Annotated in this window: 17 protein-coding genes; 13 read left to right on the forward strand and 4 right to left on the reverse strand. The window is 69.3% G+C overall.

The features are described from left to right. Positions 1–10 precede the first annotated feature (10 nt). On the reverse strand, positions 11–2,287 hold the full coding sequence (locus tag Amac_RS26005; RefSeq protein WP_218041283.1) for a peroxidase family protein: 2,277 nt from the start codon (positions 2,285–2,287) through the stop codon (positions 11–13). Positions 2,288–2,466: 179 nt separating this feature from the next. Between Amac_RS26005 and tmk the strand changes: the two genes are divergently transcribed. Continuing rightward, positions 2,467–3,054 carry a dTMP kinase gene (gene tmk, locus Amac_RS26010; RefSeq protein ID WP_155357019.1) on the forward strand — a complete coding sequence of 196 codons (588 nt, stop codon included), beginning with the start codon at positions 2,467–2,469 and terminating at the stop codon, positions 3,052–3,054. Here tmk and Amac_RS26015 read toward each other — a convergent pair. Both Amac_RS26015 and Amac_RS26020 read right to left on the reverse strand, forming a co-directional pair. Then, entirely contained in the window at positions 3,030–3,698 is a 669-nt protein-coding gene (locus Amac_RS26015) for a response regulator (RefSeq protein WP_155357020.1), read from the reverse strand. The two genes, tmk and Amac_RS26015, sit on opposite strands and share 25 nt — an antisense overlap. Beyond that, positions 3,695–5,266, reverse strand: a complete 1,572-nt coding sequence (locus Amac_RS26020; RefSeq protein WP_246268697.1) for an ATP-binding protein — start codon at positions 5,264–5,266, stop codon at positions 3,695–3,697. Before Amac_RS26020 ends, Amac_RS26015 begins: the two co-directional genes overlap by 4 nt. A 194-nt stretch (positions 5,267–5,460) precedes the next feature. On the opposite strand from Amac_RS26020, the gene Amac_RS26025 reads away from it, so the two are divergent. The 8 genes from Amac_RS26025 (at position 5,461) to Amac_RS26060 (ending at position 13,054) form a co-directional block, all read left to right on the forward strand. Then, positions 5,461–6,429, forward strand: coding sequence for a Bug family tripartite tricarboxylate transporter substrate binding protein (locus Amac_RS26025; RefSeq protein WP_155357021.1), 969 nt, complete (start codon positions 5,461–5,463; stop codon positions 6,427–6,429). Continuing rightward, positions 6,429–6,959: a tripartite tricarboxylate transporter TctB family protein gene (locus Amac_RS26030; RefSeq protein WP_155357022.1), complete on the forward strand. Its 531-nt coding sequence runs from the start codon at positions 6,429–6,431 to the stop codon at positions 6,957–6,959. Before Amac_RS26025 ends, Amac_RS26030 begins: the two co-directional genes overlap by 1 nt. Next, positions 6,960–8,444, forward strand: coding sequence for a tripartite tricarboxylate transporter permease (locus Amac_RS26035; RefSeq protein WP_155357023.1), 1,485 nt, complete (start codon positions 6,960–6,962; stop codon positions 8,442–8,444). It abuts the gene before it with no gap. A gap of 52 nt (positions 8,445–8,496) precedes the next feature. Continuing rightward, complete coding sequence (locus Amac_RS26040) at positions 8,497–9,843, forward strand: alkaline phosphatase D family protein (protein WP_155357024.1); 1,347 nt, start codon at positions 8,497–8,499, stop codon at positions 9,841–9,843. An 85-nt stretch (positions 9,844–9,928) separates the two neighbouring features. Then, positions 9,929–11,410, forward strand: coding sequence for a glycoside hydrolase family 3 protein (locus Amac_RS26045; protein ID WP_246268698.1), 1,482 nt, complete (start codon positions 9,929–9,931; stop codon positions 11,408–11,410). Positions 11,411–11,576: 166 nt separating this feature from the next. After that, positions 11,577–11,834 (forward strand): hypothetical protein, encoded by a 258-nt coding sequence (locus Amac_RS26050; RefSeq protein ID WP_155347624.1) that lies wholly within the window; start codon positions 11,577–11,579, stop codon positions 11,832–11,834. A gap of 58 nt (positions 11,835–11,892) precedes the next feature. Continuing rightward, entirely contained in the window at positions 11,893–12,153 is a 261-nt protein-coding gene (locus tag Amac_RS26055) for a hypothetical protein (RefSeq protein WP_155357026.1), read from the forward strand. Between the two features lie 88 nt (positions 12,154–12,241). Further along, positions 12,242–13,054 (forward strand): ATP-grasp domain-containing protein, encoded by an 813-nt coding sequence (locus tag Amac_RS26060; protein WP_155357027.1) that lies wholly within the window; start codon positions 12,242–12,244, stop codon positions 13,052–13,054. A gap of 1 nt (position 13,055) precedes the next feature. Here Amac_RS26060 and Amac_RS26065 read toward each other — a convergent pair whose 3' ends face one another. Continuing rightward, positions 13,056–13,817 carry an SDR family oxidoreductase gene (locus tag Amac_RS26065; RefSeq protein ID WP_155357028.1) on the reverse strand — a complete coding sequence of 254 codons (762 nt, stop codon included), beginning with the start codon at positions 13,815–13,817 and terminating at the stop codon, positions 13,056–13,058. Between the two features lie 235 nt (positions 13,818–14,052). On the opposite strand from Amac_RS26065, the gene thrS reads away from it, so the two are divergent. The 4 genes from thrS to Amac_RS26085 all read left to right on the forward strand — a co-directional run bounded on the left by thrS (position 14,053) and on the right by Amac_RS26085 (position 18,684). Then, positions 14,053–15,330, forward strand: coding sequence for a threonine--tRNA ligase (gene thrS, locus Amac_RS26070; protein ID WP_281356341.1), 1,278 nt, complete (start codon positions 14,053–14,055; stop codon positions 15,328–15,330). A gap of 31 nt (positions 15,331–15,361) precedes the next feature. Beyond that, positions 15,362–16,594, forward strand: a complete 1,233-nt coding sequence (locus Amac_RS26075; protein ID WP_155357030.1) for an aspartate aminotransferase type Ic — start codon at positions 15,362–15,364, stop codon at positions 16,592–16,594. Positions 16,595–17,056: 462 nt separating this feature from the next. After that, entirely contained in the window at positions 17,057–17,812 is a 756-nt protein-coding gene (locus tag Amac_RS26080; protein ID WP_155357031.1) for a GntR family transcriptional regulator, read from the forward strand. 266 nt (positions 17,813–18,078) lie between these two features. Next, entirely contained in the window at positions 18,079–18,684 is a 606-nt protein-coding gene (locus tag Amac_RS26085; RefSeq protein ID WP_155357032.1) for a GNAT family N-acetyltransferase, read from the forward strand. Positions 18,685–18,706: the final 22 nt, after the last annotated feature.

Genomic DNA, 18,706 nt, shown 5'->3' on the forward strand with positions numbered 1-18,706 from the left:
GGTCCTCAGGTCAGGCGGTCGCGCAGCGGCGGTTGTTGAGGGTGAAGTTGGGGGGTTTGGCGTTAGTGAAGTTGTCGCGCTGGGCGTTGAAGCCGATGCCGTCCCGGCTGGCTCCGGGGGCGATCGTGCCGTTGGTGGGGGCGTTCGTCACCGTGACATTCCGGCCGCTCTGGCTGACCACCCCGTTCCAGAGCTCGCTGATGGTCTGACCGTTGGCCCACTCCCAGCGCAGCGCCCACCCGTTGATCGGCGTGGTGCCGGTGTTGGTGATGGTCATGTTGACCTGGAAGTTGCCCGGCCATTCGGTGGTCTGGGTGAAGCTGACCGTGCAGGTCGCCGGGGGAAGGTCGGCTTCGGGCACCAGGAACACGTTGGGGGCCAGGTCGGCCGCGGTCAGGTCGGTGTTGAGGTCGATGATCTGGCCGAGCGTGCGCCGGTAGTCGATCCCGTAGGTGTTCCTGATGTACGTGAGCCCCTGGTCGTTGCCGTAGAAGAACCGGTCACCGTCCCGCAGGGCCTGGAACTGCCGGGCCCACATGGCCAGCTGGAGCTCGCCGAACTCGCTGCCGGGCACATGCTGCTCGGCGACCATGCCGACGAACGCGTCGATGTTGTTGACGTTGCCGTACAGGGCGCGCAGCCGGGAGGCCAGCGTGGTGCGGCGGACCTCGCGGGTGGCGGTGCCCTCGACGGCGGCCTCGTCGTTCAGGTCGACGGCGTTGCCGTCGATGTCGAACAGCTGGAGCACGTCCAGGCTGTCCGGGTCGTTGATCTCGTTGCCCGCCGTCAGCTGCGCGTCCGCGGGGAAGGCGTCGGTGGCCTCGCCGGTGATCGCCGTGAAGGAGGTCTTCGCCGGCAGCCCGAACGCCTGCCGCAGCTGGTTGTACGTCGGGATGCCATGGTCACGACCACGCTCGATGTCGATCGCGCCCAGGTCCACGACGCCGTTGAAGCACTCCGGCAGGCCCGGCCCGTCCAGGCATTCCGGGTTGCCGGAGACCGGGATCTGGAACAGCACGCTGCGCAGCTGGTTGTCGATCTGCTCGTCGTTCTTGTACTCCGACTCCAGGCCGAGCGCGAGCAGCATCGGGCCGAGCTGGACCTGCTCCAGCAGGTCGGGGTTGAAGAAGGCCAGGTTGAGCGGAATCGCGATCTCGGCGTCGTCGCCGTCCACCGCGACCTCGACACCCTGCGCGGTCAGCGCGTTCAGCGTCGCCTGCGAGTAGCGGGAGGCGTTGGTCTCCAGCTCGAACTCGCCGTGGATCATGCTGTGCGCGCGGTAGCCGACGGTCGCGAACTCGTTGCCCAGGTTGGCGTTGACGCCCGGGTTGTAGCCCGTGTAGCGCGGCAGGGCGACGCCGAGCGAGGGCAGGAACTCGTTGTAGGTGATGTACTGCTGCTCGGCCATGACCACCCGGCGGGCGATCTGGAACTTGTCCTCCTCGCTCAGCGAGCCGGGCAGCAGCGCGACGATCCGGTTGTGCTCGCGGGCGAACAGGGTCTGGGTCGCGGTGAGGGACAGGTTCTCGTTCGCCCGTACGTCACCCGCCACCATGGCCCGCCCCGGCTGCCCGATCAGGCGGCCGTTGAGCTCCATGACCGGCGCGGTCCCGGCGTTGCCCCGGGCGTCCCTGCGCGGTAAGTACCCGTTGGACAGCATCAGCGAGGCGCTGTTGTTGGCCAGGTTCCCGTCCACGGGACCGGTGCGCAGCCATTCCAGCCGCGTGTTGTCCGGGCCGTACACCGGGAAGCCGTTCAGGTAGGAACTGTTGGTGTTGGTCTGCTGGCGGGGATTGCTGACCCCCGTGCCCGGCGCCGGATTCGACCGGACGAACGGGATGTAGCCGAGCGTGTTGGTGAAGTCCTCCAGCGGATCGGAGGCGCTGAACGGGATGTTCGCGGTTTCCCCTTGGGGGTCGCCGGGCTCCCGCCCGTCGCGCAGGCCGAAGGTGTGGTCGATGAACTGCCCCCACGTGAACCCCCACTGGGTGACCCTGCGCTCGGAGAACAGGTTCTGGTTCACGTCGTTGTGGATGCGGTTGCTGACGTTGCGCACGTTCGGCCCGCCGAACGGCTGGCTCAGCCCGTTCACGTAGCGGGTGGGCCCCACCCGGCTGTACGGCGTGTTCGCCTGCCCCCACGTCGGATTGGCGACGTTGTTGCCGCTGCCGTTGAGGCTGGAGACCGTGAATGGGACGACTGCGTGGGCGGCCGGAATCCCGGTCAACGTGACCGCTCCCGCGACCACGAGCGCGGCGCCCAGCCGCGCGGCACGGTTAAATGACATCATCTACTCCCTAACCCGCCGGACCAAAGGCCGTGTATGTCCGGCGCGTGGCGTCAGACTCTTCCCGGGTCGAATTACCGTCAATGGAGCAGATGAGACGTATACCCCTTAAGGGAAATAAACCCCTAAGGGGTATTTCATATAAGTGAGGGAAATCAGCTTGGTCGGGGGACGCGCGAATGTTTATCGTTGTGGAAGGACCCAATGGGGTAGGGAAGTCCACCACCGTCGGTTGCTTGGCCGCGCGAATGCGGGAACGCGGTTTTCCCGTGCACGTCACGACAGAACCGACGGATACCCCATTGGGGCGGCTCGCGAGGGACGGCGAGGAAACCTGGCCCGGCAGGGCGCTGGCGCTGGCGGTGGCCGCCGACCGCACGCTCCATGTCGAGGAGGAGATCCGTCCCGCGCTGGCCGCGGGGCAGGTGGTGATCAGCGACCGCTACGTGCAGTCGTCCCTGGCGCTGCAACAGCTGGATCAGCTTCCTCTAGAGGACATTTGGCGATACAACGCGCATGTGCCTCCGGCGTCCCTGTCCTGCTACCTGCACCACCGGCCTGACGTGCTGGAACAGCGGTTGCGTGCACGCGGAAGGCTGTCACGGCTGGAGCGCATCGGTTCGCCTGTGCGGGAACTCGCCCTGTACGACGAGGTCTACCGCTTCCTGGAACGCCGCGGCTGGCGGCAGACCCGAATCGACTGCCGGAATCGCGACGCAAACGAGGTCGCGGCACTGCTCCTTCAGGAGCTGCCGGTCCAGCTGTAGCGGTGTTCGGGGCGTCCCGCGGTGCCGTAGCGGGGGCGGAGTTCGGCGCGGCCGGTGGCGCAGAGGTACTCCAGGTACCGGCGGGCGCTGACCCGGGACAGCCCGGTGAGGGTGGCGGCCTCGGCGGCGGACAGGTCGGTGCCGGTACGGCGGAGCGTCTCGGCGACCAGCGCGCAGGTCGTCTGGGAGAGACCCTTGGGCAGATGCACGGTGATGGACGCGCCGAAGAGACGATCCACATCCTCCTGGCGGGCCTCGCCCCCGATCCCGGTGAGGTGGCGTCGGGTCTCGGCGTAGCGCATCAGGCGGTCGGAGAGGGCTCCGGCGGTGAACGGCTTGATCAGATAGTTGACCGCGCCGCCACGCAGGGCCGCGCGGACGGTGCCGACATCGCGGGCGGCGGTGATGACGAGCACGTCGACGGGCTGAGCCAAGCCCCGGATCGCCCGCAGCACATCGAGACCTGACATGTCGGGCAGGTAGATGTCGAGCAGGACCAGGTCCGGCGCGTTCTCGGAGACAGCGGTGAGCGCGGCCCGGCCGGTGTGAGCGCTACGGACGACGGTGAAACCAGGCGTTCTGGCGACATATCCGGCGTGGATGCGGGCCACCATGAAGTCGTCGTCCACGACAAGGACTTTCATCTCCGTACCTCCGCGGCAGGGAGGAGGGCGGTGAACACGGCCCCGTCGGCGTTGTGCAGGCGCACCCAGCCGCCCCGCCGCAGGCAGGTCTGCCGGGTCAGCGCGAGCCCGAGCCCTCGCGCCCCGGAGTGCGCGATCTTGGTGGTGAAGCCTTCGCGGAAGACCTCCTCGGCCAGGTCCGGGGTGATGCCCGGGCCGGAGTCGCGCACCCGCACGTGCAGCCCGGCGTCGTCGGTGCGGACCAGCACCTCGACCACGCCGCCGGTGCCCTCCAGCGCGTCGATCGCGTTGGCGACCAGATTGCCCACCACGAGCACAGCGTCCCTGGGATCCTCCAGGTCGTCCACCCGGGACTCCTCGGCCACCACCAGCGAGGCACCGCGTTCGGCCGCCTCGGCCGACTTGGCCAGCAGCAGGGCGGCCAGCGTGGGGTCGGCGACCCGTTCCCTGATGCCCTGGGCGAACTGGCTGTAGGCCTCGGTGGTCTGGGTGATGTAGCGCACGGCGGTCTCGTGCTCGCCCAGTTCGAGCAGGCCGACGACGGTGTGCATGCGGTTGGCGAACTCGTGGGCCTGGGCGCGGAGCGCGTCCGTCGTGGTGCTCGCGTCGTCCAGCTCCCTGGACAGCCGGACCAGTTCGGTGCGGTCGCGGAAGGTCACCACCCAGCCCCGGTGCTGGCCGCGCACCGAGACTGGGGTGCGGTTGAGGACGAGGACCCGGCCCTGGTGCAGCACGATGCGATCCTCGCCGGGGTCGTCGCCGCCGAGCACGTCGCGGACCCGGCCGGAGAGCGGCATCTCGGCCAGGTCCTGCCCGACGGCGTCGGCGGACAGGTCCAGCAACTCCCTGGCGGCGTCGTTGGCCAGCGTCACCCTGCCGGTCAGGTCGAGCGCGAGCACGCCCTCCTTGACCCCGTGCAGCACCCCTTCGCGCTGCTCCAGCAGGGCGGCGATCTCCCTGGGCTCCAGGCCGAAGGTCTGGCGGCGCACCCGCTGCGCGATCAGGGCCGCGGCCAGCGAGCCCGCGACCAGGACGGCCAGCACGGTCCAGATCAGCGGGGGCAGGGCGGACCCGAGCTGGTCGGCGACGGTCTGCTCCAGCACGCCGACCGAGGTCAGGCCGATCACCTGCCCGGCCTCGTCGAAGATCGGCGCCTTGCCCCGGACCGAGCGGCCCAGGGTGCCGGTCTGGAAGCCGGTCCAGGTCTGGCCGGTCTCCAGCACCTCAGACCCGTCCGTGGACAATCGCTGCCCGATCAGCGCGGTGTTCGGGTGGGCGTAGCGGATCTGGTCCCGGTTGGCGATCACCACGTAGTCGGCGCCGGTGGCCCGCTGCACGCCCGCCGCGATCGGCTGGAGCAGCACCTCGGGCTTGGGGAACTTGAACGCCTCGCGCACCTCCGGCAGCCCGGCCACGGACTGGGCGATGGCCAGCGCCCGCTGGCGGTACTGGTCGTCCAGCTGGCGGCGGGTGTGCTGGGCCCAGACGGTGGCGGTGCCGCCCACGGCGAGCAGGACGATGACCATCTGCAGCACGAACAGCTGGGTGCCCAGGGAGGGGTTGCTCACGCGTCGCACGGTCCCTCACCTGCTCTTCCGGCCGTCGGACATCTGGCCGAAATATACGGGGGTCCGGATAACAGCGCGATTGCGGCGGCTTGACCAATACCACCAATACGACGGCAAGCACGCCAAGCATCGACAGCGGCGACCGGTGCGCCCACGATCCTCACCACATTGCAACTCACGGTGTTGGAGTGATCATGAAGATATCCAGGCTCGCCCTACTGGCGGCGGTGGTCGCGTCGCTGACGGCGTGCGGCGCCGGAACGGATTCGGCCGGCGGGGCGAGCGCCCTGCGCATCATGGCCCCGGCCGCGCCCGGCGGCGGCTGGGACCAGACCTCGCGTACGGCCGAGCAGGCCATCAAGTCCGTCGATCCCGCCAGGAAGGTCGAGGTCTTCAACGTGCCGGGGGCGGGCGGCACCATCGGCCTGGCCCAGCTCGCGCAGGAGAAGGGCGACGCCGGGATGCTGATGACCATGGGCCTGGTCATGGTCGGCGCGGTCGAGCAGAACAAGTCCGCGGTCACCCTCGCCGAGGTGACGCCGATCGCCCGGCTCACCGAGGAGTACGAGATCGTGGTGGTTCCGGCGGAATCGCCCTTCCAGAGCCTGGGTGACCTGGTCACGGCGTGGAAGGCCGACCCGGCGAAGGTCTCGGTGGCCGGTGGTTCCGCGGGCGGCACCGACCACATCCTGGCCGGGCTGATGGCCAAGGCGGCGGGCATCGACCCCAAGCAGGTGAACTACATCGCCCACTCCGGCGGCGGCGAGGCGCTCAACGCGCTGCTCGGCAACAAGGTCTCGATCGGCATCTCCGGCATCGGCGAGTTCGCCGAGCACGTCAAGTCCGGCAAGCTGCGCTCGCTCGGGATCAGCGCCCCCGCCCGGATTCCCACGCTCGACTCGCCGACCATCAAGGAGGGCGGCCTGGACGTCGAGCTGGCCAACTGGCGTGGCTTCGTCGCGGCGCCCGGGCTGGACGAGGCGGGCGTCAAGTCCCTCACCGATCTGGTCACCAAGATGCACGACGGGCAGGCGTGGAAGGACGCGGTCGCCAAGAACGGGTGGATCGACGCGTTCCAGACCGGCCAGCCGTTCGCGGACTTCCTCACCGCGGAGCAGGCCCGGGTCAAGGGCATCATCGCGGAAATGGGACTCGTGTCCTGATGTCCGTACCAGATGAGCGGAACGACGTCACCTCGCGTGGCGTCGTTCCTTCCTGGCGCCGGCCCGAACTGGCCCTCGCCCTGATCGTGCTCGGGCTCGGCGTCTTCGTGATCGCCGGGACCGCGAACGTGGCGGCGGCGGCCTCCACGCTCGGCCTCGGTCCCCGGTTCTTCCCGCTGCTGGTGGGCGCCGCGATGATCGTCATCGGTATCTGCTACGTCGTCGACGTGGTCCGCGGCGGGCACGGCGACCCGGAGGAGAGCGAGGACGTGGACGCCCGGGCCCCCGCCGACTGGCGCGGCGTCGGCCTGGTCAGCGTGATCTTCCTGATCTTCGCCGCGCTGCTGGACCTGCTCGGCTGGGTGATCGCGGGGGCGCTGCTCTTCTTCGGCCTGGCCCTGGCGCTCGGCGCGCGGGACCGCCTCAGGGCCGCCGTGGTGGCGATCATCCTGGCCGTCGCGACCTACCTGGCGTTCGTCAAGGGGCTCGGGGTCACCCTGCCGGGCGGCCTGCTGTCCGGGGTGATCTGAGTGGACTCCCTGAACCTGCTGCTCGACGGTTTCGCCACCGCCCTCACCCCGGTCAACCTGCTGTACGCGCTGATGGGCGTCACCCTCGGCACCCTCGTCGGCGTGCTGCCCGGCATCGGCCCGGCCATGACCGTGGCCCTGCTCCTGCCGATCACCTTCAACGTGCCCCCGGCCAGCGCGTTCATCATGTTCGCCGGAATCTACTACGGCGGCATGTACGGCGGCTCCACCACCTCCATCCTGCTCAACACCCCCGGCGAGAGCTCCTCGATGATCACTGCGCTGGAGGGCAACAAGATGGCCAGGCGCGGCCGGGCCGCCCAGGCGCTCGCCACCGCCGCGATCGGCTCCTTCGTGGCCGGGACGATCGCGACCGCGCTGCTGGTGGTCGCGGCGCCGCTGGTGGTGGACTTCGCGATCTCCTTCGGCCCCGAGGACTACTTCGCGCTGGCCATCCTCGCCTTCACCGCCGTCTCGTCGGTGCTGTCCCGCTCGGTCGTGCGCGGCCTGGCCTCGCTCAGCCTGGGCCTGGCCATCGGCCTGGTCGGCATCGACCAGCAGACCGGCCAGGCCAGGCTCACCTTGGGCATCCCGCAACTCCTCGACGGCATCGACGTGGTGATCGTCGCGGTCGGCCTGTTCGCCCTCGGCGAAGCGCTCTACGTCGCCTCCCGGCTCCGGCACGCGCCGCCCGAGGTGATGCCCGTGGGCCGGGCCTGGATGGGCCGCGCCGACTGGGCCAGATCCTGGCGCCCCTGGCTGCGCGGCACCGCCCTCGGCTTCCCGTTCGGCGCGCTGCCCGGCGGCGGTGCCGAGATCCCCACCTTCCTGTCGTACGCGGTGGAGAAGCGGATAGCCAAAGGCCCCGCCAAGGAGGAGTACGGCAAGGGCGCCATCGAGGGCGTCGCCGGCCCGGAAGCGGCCAACAACGCCTCCGCCGCCGGCACCCTGGTCCCGCTGCTCACCCTGGGCCTGCCCACCTCCGCGACGGCCGCCATCATGCTCGCCGCCTTCCAGCAGTACGGCCTGCAGCCGGGCCCCCAGCTGTTCGACCACAACCCCGCCCTGGTGTGGGGCATGGTGGCCTCGCTGTTCATCGGCAACACCATGCTGCTGGTGCTCAACCTGCCGCTGGCCCCGCTGTGGGCCCGGGTGCTGCGCGTGCCGCGGCCGTACCTGTATGCCGGGATCGTGCTCTTCGCCGCGCTGGGCGTCTACGCGCTGAACAACTCGTGGGTGGACCTGATCGTGCTCTACCTGCTGGGCCTGCTCGGCTTCGCGATGCGCAGGTTCGGCCTCCCGGTGGCCCCCGCCGTGATCGGCCTGATCCTGGGCCCGATGGCCGAGATCCAGCTCCGCCGCGCGCTCGCCATCGGCGCGGGTGACGTCACCACCCTGGTCCGCAGCCCGGTCGCCGTCGTCCTGCTGGTGCTCGCCGCGCTGGCCCTGCTCACCCCGCTCATCAGAAAGGCGTTCAAAGCCTGATTCTCTCTCGAATTGGTACGCATACGTCATCGGGCTACTAGAAGATCCCTCTATGGCGAAATTAGGGTTTCCGTTCACCCTTGGGGTGGCTTCGGGGGAACCGTCCGCTGATGGGGTGATCTTGTGGACGCGGCTGGCGGTCGAGCCGCTGCACGGGAGTAAGCCTGGCGGCATGCCGAATCAGGTGTTCTCCGTCAAATGGGAGCTGGCGGAAGACGCGGAATTCACCCGCGTCATCCAGTCGGGAACCGCGCCGGCGCAGCCCGACTGGGCGCACAGCGTGCACGTGCGCGTCAGCGGGCTGCGGGCGTGGACCGAGTATTTCTATCGGTTCAGCGTGGATGGGCATACGAGTCCCGTAGGGCGTACGAAAACGGCCCCTGGACCCGATTCCACGGAGCCGATAAAGGTCGCGGTGGTTTCGTGCCAGCGGTATGAGCACGGCTTCTTCACCGTGCTCAAACACGTGGCGGAAGAGCGGCCGGACGTGGTCTTCCATCTGGGGGACTACGTCTACGAATACGGGAAGCCCGCCAATCCGCAGCCGGGGCGGTACATCAGGCCGCTGGAGGCGACGGAGGAGTGCAAAACGCTGGCCGCCTACCGCCGCAGGTACGCGCGCTACCAGCTGGACAAGGACCTCCAGGCGGCGCACGCGGCGGCGCCGTGGATCACGATGCCGGACGACCACGAGGTGCGGGACAACTACGCGGGGCTGCTGCCGGGGGACGGGTCCAGCCAGTCCGCGTTCCTGAAACGGCGCAACGCCGCCTACAAGGCGTACTACGAGCACCTGCCGCTGCGGGTCCGGCCGGTCGGCAACAACCTGCAGTTCTACCGCTGGCGGCCGTACGGCAAGGTGGCGGACTTCATGTTCGTGGACGCCCGGCAGTACCGGAAGGGCAAGGACATGCTCGGGGTCGAGCAGCAGGAGTGGCTGACCGCCCGGCTGCGCGCGTCGACGGCGCGGTGGAAGGTGATCGCCCAGGCGCTGTTCTTCGCGCCGCGGAAGTTCCCGCTGGAACCGCCGAGCACGGACGCCTGGGACGGCTTCCCTGACTCGCGCGCGAAGGTGCTCGCCGCCGCGACGGGCGACCTGGTGGTGCTGAGCGGGGACGTGCACAACGCGTGGGCGGGCGAGTTCGGCGGCGGGGTGGAGTTCGTCACGAGCTCGGTCACCAGCCGCCCGCCGGCCACCGACGGGACCGCGATGCTGGCGCTCAACCCGCACCTCAAGTTCTTCGACGGCCGGCGCGGCTACCTGGTGGTCACGGCCGGCATGTCCGACTTCACGGTGGACTACCGGGCCGTCGAGTTCGTGGACCAGCCCGGCGCACCGGTGGTCACCGCTGCGGGCTTCCGTGTCGTCGACAGCAAACTGCAACGAACCGATCTGTGAAATAGGAGGTCAGCCCCCTAGCGAATAGGAAACTTTCCTATTAGATTTCGGGCATGTCCAAGTGCGGTGCCGCATGACGCGAAGCATGGAGCTGTTGCGTCTGGCAGACACGGTCCTGTTCCCCGGCTTCCTGGGAACCACGCCCCCTGACTGGCTGCGGCGTCGCCTCGGCGACGGTCTCGCCGGGGCGGTCCTCTTCTCCCGCAACGTGGACACGCCCAGCCAGCTGGCCGAGCTGACCGCCGCGCTGCGCGCGGAGAATCCGGACGTCGTCGTCGGCATCGACGAGGAGGCCGGGGAGGTGACCCGCCTCGAAGCCAGGACCGGCAGCTCGCGGCCCGGCAACTACGCGCTGGGCGTCGTGGACGACGAGGCGCTGACCGAGGCGGTCGCGCGGGACGTCGGCTGGGATCTGGCGGCGGCGGGGGTCACGATCGACTTCGCGCCCGCCGCGGACGTCAACTCCAACGCGGACAATCCGGTGATCGGGCTGCGCTCCTTCGGCGCGGATCCCGAGCTGGTGGCGCGGCACACCGCGGCGTGGGTGCGCGGGCTGCAGTCGGCCGGAGTGGCGGCCTGCGCCAAACACTTCCCGGGGCACGGGGACACCTCGGTGGACTCGCACTACAGCGTGCCGGTGGTGGGCGGGAGCCGCGAGGACCTGGAGGCGGTCGAGCTGCGCCCGTTCCGGGCCGCGATCGCGGAGGGCGTGCGCTCGATCATGACCGGGCACCTGCTCGTCTCCGCGTACGACCGGGAGTCGCCCGCCACCTTGAGCCCGGCCATCCTGACCGAGCTGCTGCGCCGGGAGCTGGGCTTCGAGGGCCTGATCGTCACGGACGGTATCGAGATGGCGGCGGTCTCCGGGCCTTTCGGCATCGGCGGGGCGAGCGCGCGGGCCATCGCGGCCGGGGCCGACGCGATCTGCGTGGGCGGCGAGCACGCCGACGAGACCATCGTGGAGCTGATCAGGGACGCGATCGTGGACGCGGTCTTCGAGGGGTGGCTGCCGGAGGAGCGGCTGGCCGACGCGGCGGCGCGGGTGCGGGCGCTGGCCGCCTGGCGTCCCGCCCGGGTCGCGCCGCTGACGCGCGAGCCGGTGGGACTCGCCGCCGCGCGCCGGGCCATCCGGGTGAGCCGGGACGACGGCTCCGTGCTGCCGATCGTGGTGGCGCCGCACGTGGTGGAGCTGTCGCCGGAGATGAACCTGGCGATCGACAAGGGCATGCCGTGGGGGGTGGGGGAGCCGCTGGGCAAGCTGCTGCCCGGGACCACCGTGACGCGCCTGCACGAGCCGGAGCTGGCCGACGGCCTGCCCGCCGACGTGCTCGCCCAGGCCGTGGACCGGCCACTGGTGATCGTGGTGCGGGACGCCCACCGGCACGCCTGGCAGATGGACGCGCTGGCGCACCTGCTGGCGCGGCGTCCCGACGGGGTCGTGGTGGAGATGGGGCTGCCGGGACGCACCGACCTGGGGGCGGTGCACATCGCCACGCATGGGGCCGCGCGGGTGTGCGGGCAGGCGGCGGCGGAGACGCTGACCGGTCAGGTGGCGGCGTTCTCCTGACGCGATCCCAAATTTTGATTACGTAGAGCTATCATTTAGCCACGCTCAGCTATATGCTCGCTCTTGCTTTGACCGGCCAGATCAACCGGGAGTCAAGCGAACGTGGACGGCTGGGCCCGTCGTTCCTTGTTCGCGCTCACGGCTCTGGCGTACCCCAAGGAGCGAGATGTTCAAGAAGATCGCCGTGACCGGCGCCATCCTCACCGCCGCCTGCGGCGCGAGCTTGATCGCCACCCCGGCGCACGCCGACACCTGGACCTCCAACTGGAGCTCCAACCGGGACTCCGCGCAGTCGGGCAACAACTTCGGCTGGGTGGCCGCCCGGAACGCCGGCTCCACTGGCTCCACCAACGTCAACAACATCAACGGCATCGCCGCGACCGCTTCGGGCGGCAGCGTCACGGTCACCTACATCTTCTACTAGGTCACCGACGCGATACGCATGGCCGAACTAGTCCCGCAGCACTGACGAAGGAGACGAGATGTTCAAGAAGATCGCCGTGACCACCGCCGTTCTCGCCGCCGCCTGTGGCGCCGCCATGGTGGCGACCCCCGCCCAGGCCGACACCTGGACCAGGAACAGCAGCCGGAACGTCGACTCGGCCCAGTCGGGCAACAACTTCAGCAACATCGCCGCGACCAACTTCGGCCGCAGCGGCTCGACCAACGTGAACAACATCAACGGCATCGCGGCCACCGCGACCCGCGGGGGCAGCGCCGGCCTCTCCTACCGGTTCCGCTAACCGGAGGAACGCGCGCGCCGGGACCCGGAAGGGCCCGGCGCGCGCCGCTGTTGTATTCATGGGCTTCCTGAGTACAACGAGGAGAACGATGAAGGTCGCGTATGTCACGTGGGACGGCTGGGACGACGAGCGGGAGGTGATGCTCGCGGCCTGGCTCGGGGCCGACATTGAGGGCGCGCCCGTGCGCTGGGACGACCCGCACGTGGACTGGTCCTCCTTCGACGCGGCCGTGGTCCGCTCCACCTGGGACTACGTGCATCGCCGGGACGAGTTCACGGCCTGGGCCCGGCGGGCGGGGGCGGCGACGCGGCTGCTCAACCCGGCCACCGTGCTCACCTGGAACACCGACAAGACCTATCTGCGCGACCTGGGTGTGCCGATCGTGCCGACTCACTGGAGCTCCATCGACCTCCCGGTCTGGGATGAGTACGTGGTCAAGCCCGCCATCTCCGCCGGGGCCCGGGACACGATCAGGACCGGTGACCGGCAGCAGGCCGAGGCGTTCGCCGTCGAACTCGAGAGCCAGGGGCGGACCATCATGGTGCAGCCCTACCTGGAGACCGTGGAGCATGAGGGCGAGCTGTCGCTGATCTACTTCGGCGGCCAGTTCAGCCACGCGGTGCGGCGCAACGCGATGCTGGCGCACGACATGCGCGACGGGGTCGCCGGGAACGGCAAGTTCACCCTGCGTGACCCCGACGAGGACCAGTTCGAGCTGGCTGAGCGGGTGCTCGGGCAGGTGGCCGAGGAACTGCTGTACGCCCGGGTCGACGTGGTCCGGATGCCGGACGGCGAGCCGGTGCTGATCGAGCTGGAGCTGACCGAGCCCTACCTCTACCTGAAGGCCGAGTTCGACGCCCCCGACATGTTCGCCAAGGCCCTGGCGGATCTCCTGGGCTGAGTCAGGGATGCCGGCTGGACACCGACACCACCTCGCCGGTCATGTACGTCGCGTACTCGCTGGCCAGGAAGACGATCACGTTGGCCACCTCCCAGGGCTCGGCCGGGCGGCCGAACGCCTCCCGGGCGGTCAGCTCGGCGAGCAGGTCGCCCGTGGTGACCGGGTGCCCGGCCGAGGAGGGGGCGACCGCGTTGACCCGGATGCCGTGCGGCGCGGCCTCCAGCGCCACGCACCGGGTCAGCGCCATCACCCCGGCCTTCGCGGCGGCGTAGTGGGACTGGCCGCGCTGCGCCCGCCAGCCGAGCACCGAGGCGTTGTTGACGATCACCCCGGACCGGCGCGGGATCATGTGCCGCAGGGCGGCCCGGGTGCAGCGCATGGTGCCGTTCAAGGTCACGTCCAGCACCGCGGACCACTGCTCGTCGGCCATCTCGGCGAGTTCCACGGCGCCGCCGAGCCCGGCGTTGTTGACCACGATGTCGATCCGGCCGTACGCCTCCAGGGAGGCGTCGAACAGGGCGAGCACCTGGGATTCGGAGGTGACGTCGCAGGAGACGGCGAGCGGTTTGACCCCGGTGATGGCGGTCAGCGAGTCGGCCGCCTCGGAGAGCCGCCGCTGGTGCCGGTCGGAGACGACGACCGTGGCGCCCTCCTCGGCGCAGCGTTTGGCCGTGGCGTAGCCGATGCCGGCGCCGGCGGCAGCCGTGACCAGGGCGACCTTTCCGTTGAGCAGACCGTGCGCAGGTGGATACGACGGGGTCATCTGGGCAGCCCCAAGCTCGGCGATGATCGGGTGGGTGCTGAACAGGTATAAGCGTTGCAGATCCGACAGGTCGCCGTCCTGGGGTGACGGTTATCGGAAATACGCTCGCGGGTGGGGGGAGTTGGAACTAAGGTGAGGCCCATGATCAAGCGTGCCGCCATGACGACGACGCCGGAGGTTGTCCCGGCGCGCTGATTCCTGATGTGCCAAGCCCGGGGCGACGCCCCGGGCTTTCGTGTTTCCCGGTCGCTCGCCCCATGATTCCCGCGAGGAGACCGTCATGTACGACCACCGCAAGCTCGGCCGCGAGCTCGATCTGTTCGACACCGATCCGCTGATCGGGTCGGGGTTGCCGTACTGGCTGCCCGATGGCGCGGCTGTGCGGCTGGCGCTGGAGGAGTACATCCGCGACGTCGAACGGAAGGCCGGATACCGGCACGTGTACTCACCTGTTCTGGGCAAACGCGAGTTGTACGAAATTTCAGGACACTGGGCGCACTATCACGAGGACATGTTCCCGCCTATGGATCTTGGCGCGGAGCAGGTGGTGTTGCGGCCGAGTCTGTGTCCCCATCACGCGCTGATGTTCCGCTCGCGGGGTCACAGCTACCGCGAGTTGCCGCTGCGGATGGCCGAGATCGGCGGCATGTATCGCGCCGAGCTGTCCGGCGTGCTCGGCGGGCTCACCCGGGTGCGCGCGATCCAGCTCAACGACGCCCACATCTTCTGCACCCCCGATCAGGCCGTGGACGAGGCGAAGGCCGCCCTGGACTTGATCGCCGCCGCCTATGACGCGCTGGGAATCCAGCCGGTTCGCTACCGCCTGTCCCTTCCCGGGCCCGGGGGCAAGTACGTCGCGGACCCGGAGCTCTGGGAAAGGGCAAGCGCGCTTCTGGTCGAGGTGCTGAAGGAGGCCGGAGTGCCGTACGAGGCGGAGGAGGGCGAAGCCGCCTTCTACGGACCCAAGATCGACGTTCAGATCGTCGATCACGCGGGGCGCGAGTCCACTCTGTCCACCGTGCAGATCGACTTCTACCAACCGGCCCGGTTCGACCTGGAGTACACCGGGCAGGACGGCGCGCACCACCGCCCGGTCATGGTCCACCGCAGCATCATCGGCAGCATCGAACGGGCGGTCGCCCATCTCATCGAGGTCCACGGCGGCGCTTTCCCCGCCTGGCTGGCGCCCCGCCAGCTGATCGTCCTGCCGATCTCCGAAGACGAGATCCCGGCGGCGGAAGCACTCGCCAGCCGCTGCCTCGAACTCGGCCTACGTGCCGATATTTCCGCACAAGGTTCGCTGTCCGCGCGGATCCGTGCCGCCCACCTGACCCCCTACCAGGCCATTATCGGCGCCCGCGAAGCCGCCGCCGGCACCGTCTCGCTCCGCCTCCGCGATTCCCGCACCCTCCCCCCGCTCCCCGCCGGCGAAGCACTCGGCAGAATCGCCGCGCTCGTCAGGGCACACAGCCTCGATCTGTGGGATCCGGAAACCGGGTCTATCCTTTCGTAGCGAATCAGCGGCAACGGGCGGAGGCGGAACGGTGGAGATCGAGCGGGCGCGACGGGACTACGAGGAGCTAAGAGGCAAGGGCCTCAAGCTGGACCTCACCCGGGGGAAGCCCTCGTCGACGCAGCTGGATCTGTCGGCGGAACTGCTGCGGCTGCCGGGAGACGCGCACACGGCGGCGGACGGGAGCGACACCCGCAACTACGGCGGGCTGCAAGGGCTCGCGGAACTGCGCGCCCTGTTCAGCGGGGTGCTGCAGGTCCCCACCGGACAGCTGATCGTCGGCGGGAACTCCAGCCTGGCGATGATGCACGACTCGATCGTGTACTGCCTGCTCGGCGTCCCGGTCGGCGGCGAGCGCCGGTGGGCGGACGAGGAGCGCGTCGCGTTCCTCTGCCCGGTGCCCGGATATGACCGGCATTTCGCCCTCTGCGAGCGATTCGGGATCGAACTCATCCCGGTTCCCATGACCCCTGACGGCCCGGACATGGACGAGGTCGAGCGGCTGGTCGCCGCCGACGCCGCGATCAAGGGCATCTGGTGCGTGCCCAAGTACAGCAACCCGGACGGTGTCAGCTACAGCGCCCAGACCGTGGCCCGGCTGGCCGCGATGCCGGCCGCCGCCCCCGATTTCCGCATCTTCTGGGACAACGCGTACGCGGTGCACCACCTCACCGACCAGCCGGCGGAGATCGCCGACGTGCTCACGCTGGCCGCCGAGGCGGGCCACCCCGACCGGGTCTTCGTCTACGGATCCACCTCGAAGGTGACGCTGGCCGGGAGCGGGGTCTCCTTCTTCGGGTCCTCGCCCGCCAACGTGGCCTGGTTCCTCGGCTTCCTGGGCAAGGGCACGATCGGCGCCGACAAGGTCAACCAGCTCCGGCACGTCATCTTCCTGCGGGACGAGGACGGGCTGCGCGCCCACATGCGCCGGCACGCCGAGCTGATCCGGCCGAAGTTCGAGGCCGTGGACCGCATTCTGAGCAAGGAGCTCGGCGGCACGGGGCTGGCCAGCTGGTCGAGCCCGGCGGGGGGCTACTTCATCAGCCTCGAGGTGCCGGACGGGTGCGCCAAGGAGGTCGTGCGCAGGGCGGCGGAGGCCGGGATCGCGCTTACTCCCGCCGGGGCCACACATCCGTACGGGAACGACCCGGCCGACCGGACGATCCGGATCGCCCCGACGTACCCGGACCTGGAGGAGCTGGAGGTGGCCATCAGCGGTCTGGCCACCTGCGTGCGCCTGGTCGGCGCGGAGAAGCTCGGCTGATCCGAGCAAGACACGGCTCCCTTCCCAGGCCCGGGAGGGGAGCCGTTTTCTTTCTAACGGACACGTGTCCTGGCGGGCGTGGGGGACCCGCCAGGACACGTACCGCCCCGGCGTGGCGCGTACGACCCCGGCGAGGGATGGGGTCGTCCGTGCCGTTAGTCGCGCGGAGTCAGCGGGATCAGGTCGATCTCGGCAGATTCGACTTGACCTCGAATGTGGCATTGGTAGTGGTGTTGACCCTGGTGATGTAACGCGTAGCGCAGTAAACGCGTTGCCTCACAGGGATCGCGCGACAGCAGGCAGACCTACCCGCACGGACCGTCAACACCGGCCCACCCCCATTGGATGGATTTGTACCAACGTTTGGATAATGCGCGGATCCCAGCGTCAGGTCAAGTGGTTGTTCCAAGTCAGACCGAGATCGTCTAGATTTGTTGGCACAAAAGGGTGGATTGAGGGAAAATGGCACGATCGTCGCTCTACCAGCAGGTGGCCTCCGAACTCCGGCGGGCGATCTACTCGGGCGAATTCGGGCCCGGCGATCAGATCCCCACCGAGACCGAGCTGATGGACGGCCATCAGGTCAGCCGCAACACCGTGCGGCTGGCCCTGGGCGAGCTCGAGAACGAGGGGCTCATCCTCCGGATGCGCCGGCGCGGCACCTTCGTCCGGGAACGCCGTCCGCTGCTCATGCGCCCGCAGGACGAGCTGTTGCCGCGAGGCGACAGCCGCCCCCGTTTCGACTCGTTCGTGTTCGCGGTCACCTCCGAGGGTCGCCAGGCCGACCAGAACATCGAGGTTCAGATCGTCCAGCCGCCGGAGGACATCGCGACCCGGCTGGAGCTCGTCGAGGACCGGGCGCTGGCCGTCGTGCGGCGGCGGTTACGGTTCGTGGACGGGCAGCCGTACAACACCAACGACTCCTACTTCCCGCTGAAGCTGGTGAGCGACTCCGAGATCGTCCGTCCGGGCGACATCAAGCGGGGCGCGAACCGGGTGCTGGAAGAGCTCGGGCATCCGCAGGTCCGTGTTATCGACGATATTTCGGCACGGATGCCGACCCCCGATGAATCCGCCCGGCTGCAACTGGAACCTGGAACCCCGGTTGTGGTCTACGTCCGAGTCGGATACGACGAGGAGGACGTCCCCGTCCGCGTCGCCGTGTCCGTGTTGCCCGCCGACAAACACCTGATCAGGTACGAGCTGGAACGTCATTGACCGAACACGGGCCGTCCTGATCGGGCGGCCCAACGCGAGGTACCGCCGCGAGCGACCCCCTGGCCGCGCTCGGGGCAGTGGTGACGTCTGCCAGAAACGGCGCCATCGCCGATATCACGCCCGCCTTCTCGCACGCGGGCGCTCTTTCCGGTCGGCCTTAACGACCTTGTGAACCCCTCTCGCCGCCACTCGGCTGGAAGCCGTGCGGCGTCAAACCGTGACTCTACGTAATCACAACGACACCCGTAGCAACGAAAGGACCTGTCATGCGCTCTGACACCCTCAATCTCTCTGCAGAACTCACGCTTCGCAGGGCTACCCACGCCGACCTTTCGGGCGTGCTTTCACTGCTGGCCCGCGCCGCCGGCTGGCTGAACTCGCTCGGGGTGCGGCAGTGGCCGGTCGGCGGCTTCCCGGCCGAGCGGATCGAGCCGCTCATCAGTGCCGGGAACTTCTACGTGCTCGACGCGGAGGACGGGACCGCGGGCGTGATGGCGCTGGACGACCACGCCGACGCCGAGTTCTGGACCCCCGGCGACCGTCCCGAGGCCGCGCTGTACGTGCACAAGCTGGCCGTGAACCGGGACTACTCCGGGCTCGGCGTGGGCGAGGCGTTACTGGACTGGGCGGGCCTGCGCGCCCTGGCCGCGGGCTGCCGCTTCGTCCGGCTGGACTGCTCCAAGGACAACAACCGCCTGCAGCGCTACTACCTGGGCCAGCGCTTCCGGCATGTCCGCACGGTCGACCTGCCGCACCGGGCCTCCGGCGCGCTGTTCGAACGCCCGGCGGGCGTCCGGGGTGGCTTCATGCCTGCCCGTGTGCACGATCTGACCACATATGTCCCCAAGCAAAAGGCTCTGCTATCACACTGACTCGGTGCTGAACAGGGCGGAT

It is taken from the genome of Acrocarpospora macrocephala, assembly GCF_009687865.1.
GTDB lineage: Bacteria > Actinomycetota > Actinomycetes > Streptosporangiales > Streptosporangiaceae > Acrocarpospora > Acrocarpospora macrocephala.

Excerpts from the sequence above, each read along its gene's own strand:
- Amac_RS26025 (WP_155357021.1), top strand. The coding sequence starts at position 5,461 with ATGAAGATATCCAGGCTCGCCCTACTGGCGGCGGTGGTCGCGTCGCTG.
- Amac_RS26040 (WP_155357024.1), top strand. The coding sequence starts at position 8,497 with ATGGCGAAATTAGGGTTTCCGTTCACCCTTGGGGTGGCTTCGGGGGAA.
- Amac_RS26060 (WP_155357027.1), top strand. The coding sequence starts at position 12,242 with ATGAAGGTCGCGTATGTCACGTGGGACGGCTGGGACGACGAGCGGGAG.
- Amac_RS26045 (WP_246268698.1), top strand. The coding sequence starts at position 9,929 with ATGGAGCTGTTGCGTCTGGCAGACACGGTCCTGTTCCCCGGCTTCCTG.
- tmk (WP_155357019.1), top strand. The coding sequence starts at position 2,467 with ATGTTTATCGTTGTGGAAGGACCCAATGGGGTAGGGAAGTCCACCACC.
- Amac_RS26080 (WP_155357031.1), top strand. The coding sequence starts at position 17,057 with ATGGCACGATCGTCGCTCTACCAGCAGGTGGCCTCCGAACTCCGGCGG.
- Amac_RS26030 (WP_155357022.1), top strand. The coding sequence starts at position 6,429 with ATGTCCGTACCAGATGAGCGGAACGACGTCACCTCGCGTGGCGTCGTT.
- Amac_RS26005 (WP_218041283.1), bottom strand. The coding sequence starts at position 2,287 with ATGTCATTTAACCGTGCCGCGCGGCTGGGCGCCGCGCTCGTGGTCGCG.
- Amac_RS26050 (WP_155347624.1), top strand. The coding sequence starts at position 11,577 with ATGTTCAAGAAGATCGCCGTGACCGGCGCCATCCTCACCGCCGCCTGC.
- Amac_RS26015 (WP_155357020.1), bottom strand. The coding sequence starts at position 3,698 with ATGAAAGTCCTTGTCGTGGACGACGACTTCATGGTGGCCCGCATCCAC.
- Amac_RS26085 (WP_155357032.1), top strand. The coding sequence starts at position 18,079 with ATGCGCTCTGACACCCTCAATCTCTCTGCAGAACTCACGCTTCGCAGG.
- Amac_RS26055 (WP_155357026.1), top strand. The coding sequence starts at position 11,893 with ATGTTCAAGAAGATCGCCGTGACCACCGCCGTTCTCGCCGCCGCCTGT.
- Amac_RS26065 (WP_155357028.1), bottom strand. The coding sequence starts at position 13,817 with ATGACCCCGTCGTATCCACCTGCGCACGGTCTGCTCAACGGAAAGGTC.